The organism is Bradyrhizobium sp. Leo114 (assembly GCF_055229415.2).
The window spans coordinates 1-15,901 of record NZ_JBUYEN020000019.1; the positions used below are offsets into that span (position 1 = coordinate 1).

A 15,901-nucleotide genomic window follows, 5' to 3' on the forward strand; every position below is an offset into this window, starting at 1 on the left:
CGCCATCAGACTCGCTCGAAAGCGAATCCAACCCGCACACATCATCGCATGGTCACTTTGGCGTAGAGCTCACCAGGCCGCCGCCCAGCGCGCGCACTTCAAAACAAAAAGACAACTGTAATGCTAGGAGCGCACTTGCACGCGTCTCGAAGGCCCAGGGGCGCTCCTGGGGCCTCATGGTTCTCCCGGCGATGCGCCGCATCGTCCGGAGACGCCGCTGCGCGGCTCCTCACCATGAGGGGCTAATCACTTCCCGTGCTCTTCACGCATCCTGGCCTGGATCTTGGCCATGCCGCCGATCCAGCGGTCGTAGTTCTCGGTCTTTTTGCGCATGTAGCCGAGCACCTGCGGGTGCGGCAGGATCAGGAAGGTTTCTTGCTCGATGCCGCGCAACGCGTCCTGCGCAACCTGTTCTGCCGTCAGGTCGCCGTCGCCGGATTGCGGGCCCCTCGGGATCGAGCGCAGCATGTTGGTGTCGACGCCCTGCGGGCAGAGGATCGAAACCTTGATGCCGTCGGCGCGATGCGAGATCGCGAGGTTCTCGGCAAAGCCGACCGCGGCGTGCTTGGTGGTGGAATAAGCCGGGCTGCCGACCTGCGACAACAGGCCGGCCGCCGAAATGGTGTTGAGGAAATAGCCTTCGCCGCGCGCCTTCATGCGTGGAACCAGATGCCGCGCGGCATAGACATGGGCCATCACATGGATCGCCCAGCTTCGCGCCCAGGGCTCATCGGAGGTGCCGCCGGCGTTCACGGAGAGCGGATCGAAGCCGCCGCCGATGCCGGCATTGGAACAGAACAGCGCGATCGGGCCGAACATCCGCTCGGTCGCCTCGATCACGTGCAGAACATTCTTCTCCTGCCCGACATCGCATTTGAACGCCGCGCCGCCGACAGAGGCTGCGACCTTCTCCGCGGCCGCATGGTCGAGATCGACCACCACCACCTTGGCGGCACCCGCGCGGTGGAACACTTCACACAGCGCCTTGCCGATGCCATTGCCGCCACCGGTGACGACCACGACTTTTTCTGCCACCTGCATGGCCCCCTCCCGATTTTTAATTGTCAGCGCCTCAACTCGCGAGCACGAGGTCGAGGATCGCCGTATAATGGCAGGCCGCGCCAAGCAAGACAAAACAGTGCCAGATCGCGTTCTGGAAGCGCAGCCGCTGCCACGCGTGGAATACCACGCCGAGACTGTACAAGACGCCGCCCGCGACCACGAACCACAGTGCCATCGCCGGCAGCACCTTCACCACCGCATCATAGAGCATCGCCCCGCTCCAGCCCATGGCGAGATAGAGCCCGACCGACAGCCGGTCGAAGCGGCCCGGCAGCGTCAATTTCAGCACGATGCCGACAATCGCCACACACCAGACCCCGATCAGGAGCGCGATGGCAAAATAGCTCTCCCTCAATTCCATGATGAAGGGCGTATAGGTCGCGGCGATCAGGACATAGATCGCCGAATGGTCGAACCGGCGCAGCACCCATTTGGCGCGCGACACCGGCCAGAGATTATAGGTCGCCGACAGCACCAGCATCGCCAAGAGGCCCGCAACGTAGACCGAGACCACCGCGACATCGCCCGGTGTCGCGTAGATAGCCGTCAGCACGATCAGCACGGTGGCGGCGATCAGGCCGAAACAGATGCCGACGACATGGACGATGCCGTCGGCGATCAGTTCGGCGCGGTCATAGTTCCAGATCACGGCGCCAGCCGCGTGGATCGAATTGGAGGCGAGTTGCTTCAGTCGGAATATCGTCATGACCAGTCGGCGCGCACGGTAGAAGCGAGGGGACATCGGCGTTGGGAGGTTAGCCGATCTAGTACCCTATCGTCGTGGCTGTTTTTTGAACCGGCGATGAACGGGGCCGCCAGCGGCAGACTGACGAAGTGCTTGATTTTGGTCCATCAATTGCCATTTTGCGGATAATCGTTCGCCAATTGCCCTCCTCCCGCCCGGGTTGCTCCTCGCCTGCATGGCCCTCAATCTCACCGATATCGTCGAGGAAGCGCGCCTGTCGGCGCGGGCGCTCTGGGACTATGGCGACAGCTTCTTCAACCCGACCGTGCGGCTCGGCGTCACCGGGCTGTCGCGTGCCGGCAAGACGGTGTTCATCACGGCGCTGATCCATGGATTGACCCGCGGCGGCCGCTTTCCGGTGTTCGAGGCCTATGCCTCGGGCCGGATCGCCCGGGCGCGTCTGGAGCCGCAGCCCGACGATGCGGTGCCGCGCTTCGACTATGAGAACCATGTCCGCACCCTCGTCGAGGAACGGCGCTGGCCGAACTCGACCACCGACATCAGCGAGCTTCGCCTCGTCATTGACTACCAGCGGCAAAATGGCGCGGACCGCACGCTCACCCTCGACATCGTCGACTATCCCGGCGAGTGGCTGCTCGACCTGCCGCTGCTGAGCAAGAGCTTCGAGCAATGGTCGGCGGAGAGCCTTGCGCTCTCGCGCGAACCGCTTCGCGCCGAACTCGCCGCACCCTGGCATGAGCATCTGAAGACGCTTGATGCCGAAGGCCGCGAGGACGAGCAGGCAGCGCTTAAGGCGGCGAAACTCTTCACCGACTATCTTCGTGCCTGCCGCGACGAACGCTTTGCCATGAGCCTGTTGCCGCCCGGCCGCTTCCTCATGCCGGGCAACCTCGCCGGCTCGCCGGCGCTGACCTTCGCGCCGCTCGAGGTTCCCATCGATGGCAGCGCGCCCGACGGCTCGCTATGGGCAATGATGCGGCGACGCTATGAGGCCTACAAGGACGTCGTGGTGCGCCCGTTCTTCCGCGATCATTTTGCACGGCTCGATCGCCAGATCGTGCTGGTCGATGCGCTCGCCGCTTTCAATGCCGGGCCGGAGGCGCTGCACGATCTCGAAGCCGCGCTGGCCGGCATCCTGGATTGCTTCCGCATCGGGCGCAGCACGATCCTGAGCGCGCTGTTCCGGCCGCGGATCGACCGCATTTTATTTGCGGCAACCAAGGCCGATCATCTGCATCACCAGAGCCATGACCGGCTGGAAGCGATCCTGCGGCGCACGGTGGCGAAGGCCGCCGACCGCGCCGAATTTGCCGGCGCCGCAATCGACGTGGTGGCGCTCGCCGCGGTGCGCGCGACCCGCGAAGCGCAGGTGGCGCGCGGCCGCGAAAAGCTGCCGTCGATCCTGGGCACGCCGGCGCCGGGCGAGACCGCCAACGGCGAGGCCTTCGACGGCGAGACTGAGGTCGCGACCTTTCCGGGCGACCTGCCCGCCGATCCCGAGGAACTGTTCAGGGGCACCTTCCGCGGCCTGTCCAGCGCGACCGCCGACAAGGCCGATTACCGCTTCCTGCGATTTCGGCCTCCGAAGCTGGTGCGGGAGGGTGACGAGGAACCCGCCCTGCCCCATATCCGTCTAGACCGCGCGCTCCAGTTCCTGATCGGAGACCGACTGCAATGAGCGAGAAAACGTCCCACCGGCGGCCAGCGACCTTCAAGCTCGACGACCCCTCCGTGATCGTGATCGACGCGGACGAGAGGAGCCGCCCTGCCCGCGGCACCATCCAGATCACGCCGGAGCCCGATCCGGCACTGCTGCCGGTGCCAGTCGATGCGCCGCTTGCGCCGGCGCGCCGCGGCTTCCGCTGGGGCACGCTGTTCTGGGCCGCGGCCGGTGGATTGATGCTGCTCGGCGCCGGCCTCGGCGTCATCCACCTGATCGAGGATCTGTTTGCGCGCAACCAAGGGCTCGGTTTCGTCGGACTCGCATTGGCCGTGGTCGCGACGGTCGCGTTGCTCGTCGTCATCGGCCGCGAGGCCTTTGGACTGGCGCGGCTGGCGACGATCGAGAAACTCCATCTGCGCGCCGCTGACGTGCTGCTCAGCGACGACCGCGCTGCAAGCCGCGTGATCGTGAATGATCTGCTCAAGCTCGCGCACGAGAACCCGCAACTCGCCCGCGCCCGCGCCACGCTGCAAGGCCATGCCGATGACATCATCGACGGCGCCGACATGATCAAGCTCGCCGAGCGCGAATTGATGACGCCGCTCGATGAGGAAGCGCGCCGGCTGGTCTCATCGGCGGCGCAGCGGGTCTCGGTCGTCACGGCCGTGAGCCCGCGTGCGGCGATCGACGTGCTGTTCGTGTTCGTGGCGGCGCTGCGCATGATCCGGCAATTGGCCTATCTCTATGGCGGCCGGCCCGGCGCGCTCGGCATGTTCAGCCTGATGCGCCACGTGATCACGCATCTGGCGATCACCGGCGGCGTGGCCGCCAGCGACAGCGTGATCCAACAGATGCTCGGCCACGGCATCGCCGCCAAGCTCTCGCAGCGCCTCGGCGAAGGCGTCCTCAACGGCCTCCTCACCGCCCGCCTCGGCCTCGCCGCGATCGAGGTGACCCGGCCGTTGCCGTTCACCGCATTGCCAAGGCCGGCGCTGGCCGACCTGGCGAAAGACTTGCTGCGCAAGCGCGACGACGAAGAGCGTGGCGCGGGTTGATGTGCCCTCGCCCCCTTGTGGGAGAGGGCTGCTCCGGCGCCAGCAACGAACTCGGTCGGGTGAGGGGTCTCTCTCCACATGCATGGGCGCTCGCGGAGAGAACCCCTCATCCGGCAGCCTTCGGCTGCCACCTTCTCCCACAAGGGGAGAAGGTGCAGGTCGCGTCCGGCGCGAGCAATATCGCCAGCACGCGCCAGCGGAAGAGCGGCGAATCCGGTGGCGGCGCGAGTTCGGGGGTGTAGCCGGTCAGCTTCTCAAGCAAAAAACTGTCCATCACCATGCCCCGCCAGACGCGCTCGACGCGTTCGAGCGGCTGGCGCACGGCGCCTGCCGCATCCAAAAATGGCATCTGGCTGTCGAGCTCGCGCACGACATAGATGCCGGCGTGATCCCTGATGCGGTCCATGCCGGGATCGCGGAAGCCCTGGAAGCGGCCGCGCTCGTTGAGCTGGACCACGGACACGCGGCCATTGAAGAACCAGCGCAGCATCGCATAGGTGCGGTAGTCAGTGGTCGCGATCCAGCTCGCGCCCTGCTTCTGCAATTGATCTTCGACCCGCGCGGCGAGCTGCTCGTAACCGGCTTCGCCGCCGATCGGATCGGTGCGGCCGATGAAATTGAAGGGCGTCGCGACATAATAGACGAACACGCAGATGACGAAGGCGATGCCTGAGATCACCGCGATCCGCGCCCAGGAGATGGTCGCGCGGATCATCCATTTCGGCCAACCTTCGCGCGGGAGCATGGCGATGTTGATGGCGGTGGCGGCAAAGCCGGCGGGCCACAGGAACATCGGCCAGGTGTCGCCGACCCGCAGCGTCAGCGACTTCCACAGGAAATAGAAGAACGGCACGATCACCGCGGTCGAGAGCAGGATCGCCACCGGCTCGCCGGTGCGATAGCCGCGCCATGCGGTCAGCGTGATGCCCGACAGCACCACCGGCAGCACCACGAATCCGACCAGGCCGAGCTGCAGCGCGAAAAACTCACCCAGGGTGCCGAGCGAGAACGGATGATCGGCGGTGGCGCGGACCGACTGGAAGCGGAACGAGGCCCAATCATGCTGGAAATTCCAGATCAGCACCGGCGAGAACACGAGGATCGCGATCACGACGGCAAGATAAGGATAGGGGCTGGAGAGCCAGCGCCACCGCCAGGACGGCACCAGTATGAACGCCACGACTGCCGGCAGCAGCATGATCGCGGTGAATTTCGAGAGCAGCGCAAGTCCACCGAACAGGCCGGCGGCGAGCCACCAGCGCGGCTCGCCGCTTTGGGTGAGCCGCACCAGCGACCACAACATCGCGACCGCAAACGGGATCATCGCGATGTCGGGCGCGACCTTCGCCATCAAGAGGCCGTAATAGAGCGCGGCCTCCGGCAACAGCAGCGCCAGCACGACCGCTCTGAAATCATGGGTAACGCGGCGGACGATATCGGCGAGCAGGAGCTGGGTCACGAGCATCGCCAGAATGCCGGCAAAGCGCGCCCCGAGATTGGTGTCGCCGAAGATCGCGGTGCCGAAGCGGATGAACCAGGCGATCATGGGGGGATGATCGAGGAACGACAGCACGTTCTCCTTCGACCAGGTCCAGTAATAGGCCTCGTCCGTGCGCAGGTCGAGCGCGGCCGCATAGATCAGGCGCAGAACCGTCATCGCCGCGATCAGGGCGATCACGACGGGCCATGAGGGCGCGGAAGGATAGTCGTCCGGCGTTGCGCGGCCGGTTTTGAGCGGGATATTCGTCACGGCCGCGCTTTTCCTAGACTCCCAGCGGGGTGTCAACGTGTCGCGGGAAAAGAATGATAGGCGGGCGTTCCGGAAGACCGGCTCATGACAGGTGTGTAATTTGGGCGCGACTGGAGCAGCGAGCTCCCACCTCTCCCTTGGGAGAGGTCGGATTTCACGCGGCACGCGTGGAATCCGGGTGAGGGGTTCAGGTCTATCTGTGGGCGGACGTTCCTCGAGAGGCCGGGACCCCTCACCCGGATTGCATCTGTCGATGCAATCCGGCCTCTCCCACAAGGGGAGAGGCGGACTTGAGAGCGCGGAGGCATTATACGCTATACGACTATAATGGAACGGCACGAGGTCGGGACGGCGATGGTATTTGGCAGGGAATAAGGCATTAGATTTGACGATAGTAGCTACAGATCACATGGCCACCTCTGCGCGCCAGCAGTTACGAGAATTTTTCCGCGGCATCGGCTTGCGGCAGGTTCGGCTCGCCTGCGGCACCATTCTGTTCGCTTATCTGGTCAGCCATTTCCTTAATCACGCGCTTGGCAATATCTCACTGGACGCACTGGCCTGGGGCGTCGAGTGGCACACCGCCTTTTGGCAATTCCCACCTATCGCCTTCATCTTCTACAGCGCCTGCCTCGTGCATTCCGGGCTCGGCATCTGGGCGCTGTATCAGCGCCGCCAGTTCGGCTGGAAGGCGATCGAGCCGCTGCAACTGCTGTTGGGCTTGAGCATCCCTTTCCTGATCATCGCCCATATCGTGGGCGTGCGGCTCAGCCATACGCTGTACGGGCACGAGAAGCTGTATCCGCAGGAACTCTATATATTCTTCGTCGGCGCGAAACAGAGGCTGTGGCCGATGCTCGCGGTGCTGGTCATCGCCTGGGTGCACGGCTGCATCGGGCTATATTTCTGGCTGAGGATGCGGAGCTTCTTCAGACGCGCGGCGCCGTTTCTACTGGCGGCCGCCGTGCTGATCCCGACACTGGCGCTGCTGGGCGTCTACCAGGGTGGACGCATCGTGATCGCCGACAGCACCGATCCCGCGTGGCGGCACGACAACCTGTCAGCGCAACATGTCGGTACGCTGGAGCAGGCTGACATGCTCGACCGCATCACCAATGGCATGACGATCGGTTATATCGGCCTGCTTGCCCTGGTGCTGCTCGCGCGCGGCGGACGCGCCATCCTTGAGCGGCGCGGCGGCATGATCAGCCTGTCCTACGGCAATGGCCGCACCGTCCGGGTCCCCAAGGGATTGAGCGTACTGGAGGCGAGCCTGCGCCACAACGTGCCGCATGCCTCGGTCTGTGGTGGCCGCGCGCGCTGCTCGACCTGCCGCATCCGCATCATCGGCGACTGCAGCATGCTGCCCGAGCCTTCGCCGCGCGAGGCCTTCGTGCTCGGCCGCGTCGGATCGACCGATCCCTCGGTCCGGCTCGCCTGCCAGCTCAAGCCGACCACCGACCTCTCCTTCTTCCAACTCTTCACCCCGCACACGATGTCGGCCAACGCGCATGCGTCGAACCCGACGCGGATCGGGCAGGAGCGCTATCTCGTCAGCCTGTTCGTCGACATGCGCGGCTCGACGCAACTTGCGGAGACGCGGCTGCCGTTCGACACTGTCTTCATCGTCAACCGCTTCCTCAGCGCGGTGTCGCAGGCGGTGATCGAAAACGGCGGCCAGCCCAACCAGTTCGTCGGCGACGGCATGCTGGCGCTGTTCGGACTCGCGAGCAGCCGGCAGCAGGCCTGCCGGCAGGCACTGCGCGCGGCGGCGCAGATCGGCAAGAACATTGAGGAGCTGAACGAATTCCTGAGCCATGACCTGCCCGAGCCGATCCGCTTCGGCATCGGCATCCATGGCGGCGAGGTGATCGTCGGCGACATCGGCTATCGCGACCACATGGTGTTCACCGCGCTCGGCGACGCCGTCAATGTCGCGGCGCGATTGCAGGACATGACCAAGCTGCTCGGCTGCGAAGCCATCTTCTCGGAGGAGGTGCGCATCATGGCAGGGCTGGCCGCCGATGCGCTGCCCCAACAGGAAGTCGCGATTCGCGGCCGCAACGAGCCGATGACCGTGCGCACGGTCGACGACACGCGCACGCTATCCGCGGTGGCGAGCGGCGATCAGGTGGTCGCGGCCTGACTATCATCTGCTAATCGCGGCGGCCGCTGCCGCATCGTCAACGTCGGCATGCACAGATAGTGAGCGCTGACTCACGAAGCTGCGGCCGCGCCAGATGCCCGAGACTTGCCGCGATTGGCCGATCTTTTCCACGGGAATGAACGGTAAATAGGCAAAAGGGCGCAAAAGCGCCGCGAAACGGCGTGTTTCTGCCAAAATCACGCGTGAGCTTTGCCCTACCAAGCGCGACGCAATCTGCGTTATCCTGCGCCTTGCGAACGTGCCGGGGTGTGCGGGGACCGGCACGTTTCGTTTAATTATTTGATTTTCCGCCGGAGACGACGTGAATGGCTAAAGGTACTGTAAAATGGTTCAACCCGACCAAGGGCTACGGATTCATTCAACCCTCATCGGGTGGCAAGGACATATTCGTTCATATCTCAGCGGTTCAGAAGGCCGGGCTTACGACGCTCAATGAGGGGCAGTCGGTCGAGTACGACGAGATCGCCAATCGTGGCCGGACATCGGCGGAGAATTTGAAAGTCTAGGATACCCAGCAAAGGTCGCACTCTCGGGGATGCGTCTGGGGGTGACGTCCAAACAAATTCCACCAGAGGGAAGCGTTCACAAGGAGCTGAGCGCGCGCATCCGCGCGTCGGCCACTTTCAGTCCTCCGTGACCCATTGGGCGACGGGCATGACGTCCGGCGGCTGCAGATAGCCACGCGGCCAGAGATCGACGGCCCATTCCACCTTGGTGGCGCGTTCGACCAGCACCGCGGTGTTGTGCGGCGTCTGCAGCACCAGCGTGTTGCCGCGGTAATGCGGATCGCCGACGATGTGGTGCTTCAATAGATTCCATTGCTGCAGGACTAGCAGCAGGCTCGTGGTGTTGCGGGTGGTGTCCCAGCAATCGTAATTGTGCTTGTCGTCGAAATAGCGGAAATCGGCCTTCGCCACGCGTTTGTCGGTGCCGATGATCGGGCCCATGCGGCGGTCGAACCACATCACCGCTTTTTGCACCGCAGCACGCTCGGCCGCCGCGGAGGCGCGGCCCGCATTCATGATCTGCGTCAGCGCGGCGCGGTCGGCGGCGCTGAAATCCAGGGTCTCGCGACGCCGGCAGACGAAGCCGTAGCAGACCGTCATCGCGTTCGCCGACGGGGGATAGATCGACACCGACGTGTAGAGCGCCTCGACCGCCGCGCTCATCTCGGCGGAAGCCGCAGGATACGCAAAGAGTGCCAGCAGGCCGGCGCAGACGCCTGCGAGCGTTGCGCGTGTGCCGCCTTTTCCTAGCTGATTGTTGTTGCTCATGCGCCCTGCCCCAAAGAGGCCCTGAGGATTAGCGCGGCCTCTTCGTCCTGCCAATATGGCAGCAGGGAAGCTGTGGATCACATCTTGCGAGCGAACGCGTTACGCAACCGGCAGCGGCGCGTCGCGCTTGACCTCTTCCATCACGGCGTAAGTGCGCGTCTCCTTCACGCCGGGGAGCGCGAGCAGGCTCTCGCCGAGGAAGCGGCGATAGGCGGTCATGTCGGCGACGCGCGCCTTCACCAGATAATCGAAGCCGCCAGCGACCATGTGGCACTCCAGGACCTCAGGCGCGGCCCGCACGGCGTGCGCGAACTTTTCGAAGACATCGGGCGTCGTCTTGTCGAGCATCACCTCGACGAACACGAGCAGCCCGAGGCCCAGCCGGTGCGGATTGAGGCGGGCGCCGAACCCCTCGACAAATCCCTCGCGCTGCAGCCGCTTCAGCCGTTCGCCGACCGACGTCGGCGACAGCCCGATGCGCTCCGCCAGCTCGACATTGGCGATTCGGCCGTCGTCCTGCAGAATTTCGAGGATTTTGCGGTCTATTTTGTCTAAATCCGGCATATATCAACCATAATAGTCGTATTTGCTTATTTTCTAAGGCATATGGACGAATATGTCTATCGAAATACGGTTCGGATGGAAGTACGGTCTTGGTATGTCTGAGGAAAACGCCATGCCAGTCGAGTACGCTTCTCTTCCACCTTTCAGCGCGACCTATGCGCCGGACGATGTCGCGATCGCGGCGCGGCTGCTGCCCGATGCGCGGCTCGGCGCGGAGCAGGAAGCGCGGATCAATGCCACCGCGACGCGGCTGATCGAGGCGATCCGCACCAATGACGATCCGCTGGGCGGCATCGAGGACATGCTGCGGGAATTCGCGCTCTCGACGAAGGAGGGCCTGGCGCTGATGGTGCTGGCGGAAGCCCTGCTGCGCGTGCCGGATGCACGGACCGCCGACCTGTTTATCGAGGACAAGCTGGGCCAAGGCGATTTCGTCAATCACGAGACCAAATCGAGCGCGTTCCTGGTCAATGCCTCGGCCTGGGCGCTCGGCATGTCTGCGCGCGTGATCCAGCCCGGGGAAACGCCGCAGGGCACGATCGGGCGACTGACCAAACGGCTTGGCGCGCCGGCGGTGCGTGCCGCCACGCGGCAGGCGATGCGGCTGATGGGCAGCCACTTCGTTCTCGGCGAGACCATCGAGGCGGCGCTGTCGCGGGCGCATTCGCAGTCGGCTGAGAAACCGCGCTATTCCTTCGACATGCTCGGCGAAGGCGCGCGCACCGCCGAGGACGCCGAGCGCTATTTCAATTCCTATGCGCGTGCAATCGAGGCGATCGGGCGCGCGGCGGATAGCCGTCCCCTGCCCGACCGGCCCGGCATTTCCGTCAAGCTCTCCGCGCTGCATCCGCGTTTCGAGGCGGTGAGCCGCGGCCGCGTGATGGGTGAGCTGGTGCCGCGGCTGGTCGAACTCGCGCGGCAGGCCAAGGCGTTCAACCTGAACTTCACCGTCGACGCCGAAGAAGCCGACCGGCTGGAATTGTCGCTCGACGTGATCGCCGCGGCATTTGCCGACGATGCGCTTGCCGGCTCGGACGGCTTCGGCCTCGCGATCCAGGCCTATCAGAAGCGCGCCAGCGAGGTGATCGACTATGCCAGTCAGCTTGCGCAACGCCTGAACCGCCGGATGATGGTGCGGCTGGTCAAGGGAGCCTATTGGGACACCGAGATCAAGCGCGCGCAGGAGCGCGGGCTCGACGATTATCCGGTGTTCACACGCAAGGCGATGACGGATCTGAACTACGTCGCCTGCGCAAGGAAGCTGTTGGCGTTGCGGCCGCGGCTGTTTCCGCAATTCGCGACCCACAATGCGTTCACCGTCGCGACCATTCTGGAGCTGGCCGGCGACGGCAGCAGCTTCGAATTCCAGCGCCTGCATGGCATGGGCGAGGCGCTCTATGCGCAGCTTGCCAAGGATCGCCCCGATATCGCCTATCGCACCTACGCGCCGGTCGGCAGCCATCGCGACCTGCTCGCCTATCTGGTGCGACGGCTGCTCGAGAACGGCGCCAATTCGTCGTTCGTCGCGCTCGCGGCCGATGAAGCGGTGCCCGTGAAGACATTGCTGCGCCGGCCGGCCGACATCATCGGCACGGCAGAGCATGCGCGCCATCCGAACATCCCGCTGCCGCAGGATCTCTATCGGCCGGAGCGGCAGAATTCGCGCGGGATCGAGTTCGGCGAACGCGCTGCGCTGCATGGCCTGCTGACGGCGGTCGACGCCGAAACAGTGCCGACGGCTGCCAGCAGCGAGGTCACGCCCGAACAAGCGAATGCCGCAGTCGCCGCGGCGCGCGGCGGTTTTGCCCGCTGGAGCCGGACGCCGGCCGAGACGCGCGCTCAAATCCTCGAACGCGCCGCGGAGCTGTTGCAGCAACGTGCCGCGCATTTCATCGCGCTGCTGCAGCGCGAAGGCGGCAAGACGCTGGATGACGCGCTCTCCGAGGTGCGGGAGGCTACCGATTTCTGCCGCTACTACGCCGCGCAGGGCCGCAAGCTGTTCGGCGACGGCGAGGCGATGCCGGGACCGACCGGCGAGAGCAACATGCTCGTCTTGCGCGGCCGCGGCGTCTTCGTCGCGATCTCGCCGTGGAATTTTCCATTGGCGATCTTTCTCGGCCAGGTGACATCCGCGCTGATGGCAGGCAATTCGGTGGCGGCAAAGCCGGCCGAGCAGACGCCGTTGATCGCAACTGAGGCAGTCGCGCTATTGCACGAGGCGGGCGTGCCTGCTTCCGCCCTGCAGCTCGTGCAAGGCGACGGCCGGATCGGCGCGGCCCTGGTGGCGCATCCTGACATCGCAGGCGTCGTCTTCACCGGCTCGACCGAAGTCGCGCGATCGATCAACCGCACGCTGGCCGCCAAGGACGGCCCGATCGTGCCGCTGATCGCCGAGACCGGCGGCATCAATGCGATGATCGTCGATGCCACCGCGCTCCCCGAGCAGGTCGCCGACGATGTCGTGACCTCGGCGTTCCGCTCCGCCGGACAGCGTTGCTCGGCGCTGCGGCTGCTGTTCGTCCAGGACGACGTCGCCGACCGCACGATCGAGATGATCGCGGGCGCGGCGCGCGAATTGAAACTTGGCGATCCCACCGATCCCTCAACCCATGTCGGACCGGTGATCGATGCGGAGGCAAAACAGCGGCTCGATGCGCACATCGCGCGGATGAAGCGGGAGGCGCGCGTGCATTTCGCCGGCACTGCACCGGAGGGCAACTTCGTCGCGCCGCATATCTTCGAACTGGCGAGCGCTAGCCAGCTCACCGAAGAGGTGTTCGGCCCGATCCTGCACGTGGTGCGCTATCGCGCGGAAAATCTTGATGACGTGCTGCGTGCGATCGAAGCGACGGGCTACGGGCTGACGCTCGGCGTCCACTCGCGCATCGACGACGCCGTCGAGGATATCGTCGAGCGCCTTTCGGTCGGTAACATCTACGTCAATCGCAACATGATCGGCGCTGTCGTCGGCGTGCAGCCGTTCGGCGGCTGCGGTCTCTCCGGCACCGGGCCCAAGGCCGGCGGCCCGCATTATCTGGCGCGGTTTGCGACCGAGCAGACCGTGACGATCAATACGGCGGCAGCCGGCGGCAATGCGGCGCTGCTGGCGGGCGGGGAGTAAGCCAACGCCGCAATGACGGGCTAGCACCGCTGTCCGCCCCTCATGGTGAGGAGCGCGCAGCGCGTCTCGAACCATGAGGCCCCGCCGGGGCCCTTGCCCTTCGAGACGAGCGCTCCGCGCTCTCGGGGATAGATTGGAATGCGCGGCTCTCTCCACGTCGTTGCGAGCGAAGCGAAGCAATCCATCTCTCCAAGCTCGCGGAGGCATGGATTGCTTCGTCGCTCCGCTCCTCGCAATGACGGCCGAAACAGCCGTTGCATCCCCCACCCCAGATAGGTCAAATGTCGCTTCCTCGGGATCATCGGCAGCGGTAATTCCGCCTCATGAACAACAGCAACAAACGTCACGGGAGCGACGGCACGATGGAAAAAGGCATCTTTGAAGGCTTGAAGGTTCTGGACTGCGCGAGCTTCATCGCGGCCCCGGCGGCCGCGACCGTGCTGTCCGACTTCGGCGCCGATGTGATCAAGATCGAGCCGCCCGGGGCCGGCGATCCCTACCGCAACCTGCCGAACCTGCCCGGCTATCCCCACACCGAGCACAATTTCGCCTGGCTCCTGGAAGCGCGCAACAAGAAGAGCCTGGCGCTCGACCTCACCAAGCCGGAGGCGCAGGCGGTGCTGTACAAGCTCGTCACTGAAGCCGACGTCTTCATCACCAACATGCCGCCGCAGGTGCGGGCCAAGCTCGGCATCACCCATGACCACCTCGCCCATCTCAACGACCGCCTGATCTACGCCTCTTTCACGGGCTATGGCGAAAAGGGCGAGGAAGCCAACAAGCCGGGCTTCGACAGCAACGCCTATTGGGCGCGCTCCGGCCTGATGGACCTAGTGCGCGCAGATGAGGACACCACGCCAGCGCGCTCAGTCGCCGGCATGGGCGACCACCCCTGCGCGATGGCGTTCTACGGCGCGATCGTCACCGCGCTGTTCAAGCGCGAACGCACCGGCAAGGGCTCGCACGTCTCGACCAATCTGATGGCGAACGGCGTCTGGGCTAACAGCGTGCTGGCGCAGGCAAAGCTTTGCGGCGCGAAATTCTCCAAGCGCAAGCCGCGCGAAGAGGCGCTGAACGCGGTGACCAACCACTACAAGTGCAAGGACGGCCGCTGGATCATCCTGTCGCTGCTCAACGAGGAACGGCAATGGCCGACGCTGGCGCGCTGCCTGGGCCGCGAGGACCTCGTTGCCGACGAACGCTTCGCCACCAAGGCCGGCCGCCATGCCCGCTCGGTGGAACTGATCAAGATCCTCGACGAAGTCTTCGCGACCCGCGACCTCGCCGAGTGGCGCAAGATCCTCGACGGCAGTGGTCTCGTGTTCGGCGTGGTCGGCATCCTCGACGATATCCCAACCGACAAGCAGATGATCGAGAACGAAGTGCTGGTGCGATTCGAGAACGACACCATGCTGACTGTCAACAGCCCGATCTTCATCGACGGCGAGAAAAAGGTGCAGCCGCGCAAGCCCCCGAAAGTCGGCGAGCACTCGGATGAGATCCTGCGCCAGGCGGGCTATGACGAGGCTGATATCAGCAAGCTGCGCGCGAGCGGCGCGGTGGCGTGAATTAGCCCCCGAACCTACCACGTCGTCATGCCCGGGCTCGTCCCGGGCATCCACGCCCTTGCTCCTCAGGGAGAGAAGAACGTGGATGGCCGGGTCAAGCCCGGCCATGACGGAGAGAGACATGCGAGACATTTACCCCCGTCATTGCGAGCCATCGGATCGGCGCGTAGCGCCGCCCGATGACAGGCTCCGCGAAGCAATCCACTTCTCCACTCGCGGAGATATGGATTGCTTCGTCGCTGTCGCTCCTCGCAATGACAGGAGAGTGCCGGGCCCTACTCCTTCCCGATCAGTCCCTCGACCAACTCGAGCAGCGCCGCTCTGGTCTCCTGCCGGAAGTTGCGGCGCGGGATGGCGAGTTGCTGCAGCAGGATTCCGATCAGCGCGGCAACGAACAGCTCGGCATGCGCGCGTGGGCTCATCGAGCCGGCTGCGCGCAGCGCGAGCTCGGAGCTTTGCCGCCAGGTATCGAACCATTCAGCCACGATGGGCCGGTAGCGCTCGCTGCGTGCGGCGGCCAGGAACACCTCATAGCAGGCAATGTGAATGTCCGCTTGCGTCTTCAGTTCCTGCCCGTACCAGCCGACGAGTTCTTCGATCCAGGCTTCGGCATCGAACGCCTTGCTTTGCAAGCTGAGCGCCAAGGCCTGCAGCCGGCCGACCTCGCGCGTCAATGCAAAGCGCAGCGCTGCGTCGACCAAAATATCGCGCGTGGCAAAATGATGCGTTACGGCGCCGAGCGACATGCCGGCTTCGGCCGCGACCGCGCGATGGGTCACGCGATCGATGCCGGAACGGCCGATGATACGCAGGGTCGCTTCCATCAGCGGACGCTCGCGCGCGCTTATCTCCTGGTCGGCCTCTCTCGCCAATGTGACTCCTGTTGCATTGCTGCCCTGCACCGCCTACAGAACAAATGTTCTGTTTTTCGAATTGTACGTATCGTAGCCTGTGCTGGCAAGTCGGACCAA

Annotated in this window: 13 protein-coding genes; 6 read left to right on the forward strand and 7 right to left on the reverse strand. The window is 64.8% G+C overall.

Annotated elements, in window-relative coordinates:
* Positions 1-246: 246 nt before the first annotated feature.
* A complete protein-coding gene (locus ACZIRK_RS23000) occupies positions 247-1,041 on the reverse strand; it encodes an SDR family oxidoreductase (protein WP_130227274.1) in 795 nt (264 codons plus the stop codon).
* A gap of 31 nt (positions 1,042-1,072) precedes the next feature.
* The gene (gene trhA / locus ACZIRK_RS23005; protein ID WP_028161747.1) at positions 1,073-1,768 is read right to left on the reverse strand and encodes a PAQR family membrane homeostasis protein TrhA; all 696 of its coding nucleotides are present in this window, start codon (positions 1,766-1,768) and stop codon (positions 1,073-1,075) included.
* A gap of 214 nt (positions 1,769-1,982) precedes the next feature.
* On the opposite strand from trhA, the gene ACZIRK_RS23010 reads away from it, so the two are divergent.
* Together ACZIRK_RS23010 and ACZIRK_RS23015 are read left to right on the forward strand one after the other, a co-directional pair.
* Positions 1,983-3,446, forward strand: coding sequence for a YcjX family GTP-binding protein (locus tag ACZIRK_RS23010; protein WP_463328149.1), 1,464 nt, complete (start codon positions 1,983-1,985; stop codon positions 3,444-3,446).
* Positions 3,443-4,486, forward strand: coding sequence for a YcjF family protein (locus ACZIRK_RS23015; RefSeq protein WP_130222828.1), 1,044 nt, complete (start codon positions 3,443-3,445; stop codon positions 4,484-4,486). Before ACZIRK_RS23010 ends, ACZIRK_RS23015 begins: the two co-directional genes overlap by 4 nt.
* Positions 4,487-4,592: 106 nt before the next feature.
* Here ACZIRK_RS23015 and ACZIRK_RS23020 read toward each other — a convergent pair whose 3' ends face one another.
* On the reverse strand, positions 4,593-6,143 hold the full coding sequence (locus tag ACZIRK_RS23020; RefSeq protein ID WP_463328192.1) for a glycosyltransferase family 39 protein: 1,551 nt from the start codon (positions 6,141-6,143) through the stop codon (positions 4,593-4,595).
* A gap of 502 nt (positions 6,144-6,645) precedes the next feature.
* Here ACZIRK_RS23020 and ACZIRK_RS23025 point away from each other — a divergent pair.
* A complete protein-coding gene (locus tag ACZIRK_RS23025; RefSeq protein ID WP_463328150.1) occupies positions 6,646-8,382 on the forward strand; it encodes an adenylate/guanylate cyclase domain-containing protein in 1,737 nt (578 codons plus the stop codon).
* A gap of 3 nt (positions 8,383-8,385) precedes the next feature.
* Here ACZIRK_RS23025 and ACZIRK_RS23030 read toward each other — a convergent pair whose 3' ends face one another.
* The gene (locus tag ACZIRK_RS23030) at positions 8,386-8,583 is read right to left on the reverse strand and encodes a hypothetical protein (protein ID WP_130222832.1); all 198 of its coding nucleotides are present in this window, start codon (positions 8,581-8,583) and stop codon (positions 8,386-8,388) included.
* A gap of 125 nt (positions 8,584-8,708) precedes the next feature.
* On the opposite strand from ACZIRK_RS23030, the gene ACZIRK_RS23035 reads away from it, so the two are divergent.
* The gene (locus ACZIRK_RS23035) at positions 8,709-8,909 is read left to right on the forward strand and encodes a cold-shock protein (RefSeq protein ID WP_028161742.1); all 201 of its coding nucleotides are present in this window, start codon (positions 8,709-8,711) and stop codon (positions 8,907-8,909) included.
* Between the two features lie 117 nt (positions 8,910-9,026).
* Here ACZIRK_RS23035 and ACZIRK_RS23040 read toward each other — a convergent pair whose 3' ends face one another.
* On the reverse strand, positions 9,027-9,677 hold the full coding sequence (locus ACZIRK_RS23040) for a hypothetical protein (RefSeq protein ID WP_165435029.1): 651 nt from the start codon (positions 9,675-9,677) through the stop codon (positions 9,027-9,029).
* 99 nt (positions 9,678-9,776) lie between these two features.
* A complete protein-coding gene (locus ACZIRK_RS23045) occupies positions 9,777-10,241 on the reverse strand; it encodes an Lrp/AsnC ligand binding domain-containing protein (protein WP_130222834.1) in 465 nt (154 codons plus the stop codon).
* A gap of 112 nt (positions 10,242-10,353) precedes the next feature.
* Here ACZIRK_RS23045 and putA point away from each other — a divergent pair, with 112 nt between their 5' ends.
* Both putA and ACZIRK_RS23055 read left to right on the forward strand, forming a co-directional pair.
* Positions 10,354-13,362, forward strand: a complete 3,009-nt coding sequence (gene putA / locus ACZIRK_RS23050; protein WP_130222836.1) for a bifunctional proline dehydrogenase/L-glutamate gamma-semialdehyde dehydrogenase PutA — start codon at positions 10,354-10,356, stop codon at positions 13,360-13,362.
* 362 nt (positions 13,363-13,724) lie between these two features.
* Complete coding sequence (locus ACZIRK_RS23055; RefSeq protein WP_130222838.1) at positions 13,725-14,930, forward strand: CaiB/BaiF CoA transferase family protein; 1,206 nt, start codon at positions 13,725-13,727, stop codon at positions 14,928-14,930.
* Between the two features lie 275 nt (positions 14,931-15,205).
* Here ACZIRK_RS23055 and ACZIRK_RS23060 read toward each other — a convergent pair whose 3' ends face one another.
* Positions 15,206-15,802: a TetR/AcrR family transcriptional regulator gene (locus ACZIRK_RS23060; protein WP_245474497.1), complete on the reverse strand. Its 597-nt coding sequence runs from the start codon at positions 15,800-15,802 to the stop codon at positions 15,206-15,208.
* Positions 15,803-15,901 lie beyond the last annotated feature (99 nt).

What these genes read in the sequence shown, in the direction of transcription:
- ACZIRK_RS23000 (WP_130227274.1), bottom strand. Translation starts at nt 1,041, where the DNA reads ATGCAGGTGGCAGAAAAAGTCGTGGTCGTCACCGGTGGCGGCAATGGC.
- trhA (WP_028161747.1), bottom strand. Translation starts at nt 1,768, where the DNA reads ATGACGATATTCCGACTGAAGCAACTCGCCTCCAATTCGATCCACGCG.
- ACZIRK_RS23010 (WP_463328149.1), top strand. Translation starts at nt 1,983, where the DNA reads ATGGCCCTCAATCTCACCGATATCGTCGAGGAAGCGCGCCTGTCGGCG.
- ACZIRK_RS23015 (WP_130222828.1), top strand. Translation starts at nt 3,443, where the DNA reads ATGAGCGAGAAAACGTCCCACCGGCGGCCAGCGACCTTCAAGCTCGAC.
- ACZIRK_RS23020 (WP_463328192.1), bottom strand. Translation starts at nt 6,143, where the DNA reads ATGACGGTTCTGCGCCTGATCTATGCGGCCGCGCTCGACCTGCGCACG.
- ACZIRK_RS23025 (WP_463328150.1), top strand. Translation starts at nt 6,646, where the DNA reads ATGGCCACCTCTGCGCGCCAGCAGTTACGAGAATTTTTCCGCGGCATC.
- ACZIRK_RS23035 (WP_028161742.1), top strand. Translation starts at nt 8,709, where the DNA reads ATGGCTAAAGGTACTGTAAAATGGTTCAACCCGACCAAGGGCTACGGA.
- ACZIRK_RS23040 (WP_165435029.1), bottom strand. Translation starts at nt 9,677, where the DNA reads ATGAGCAACAACAATCAGCTAGGAAAAGGCGGCACACGCGCAACGCTC.
- ACZIRK_RS23045 (WP_130222834.1), bottom strand. Translation starts at nt 10,241, where the DNA reads ATGCCGGATTTAGACAAAATAGACCGCAAAATCCTCGAAATTCTGCAG.
- putA (WP_130222836.1), top strand. Translation starts at nt 10,354, where the DNA reads ATGCCAGTCGAGTACGCTTCTCTTCCACCTTTCAGCGCGACCTATGCG.
- ACZIRK_RS23055 (WP_130222838.1), top strand. Translation starts at nt 13,725, where the DNA reads ATGGAAAAAGGCATCTTTGAAGGCTTGAAGGTTCTGGACTGCGCGAGC.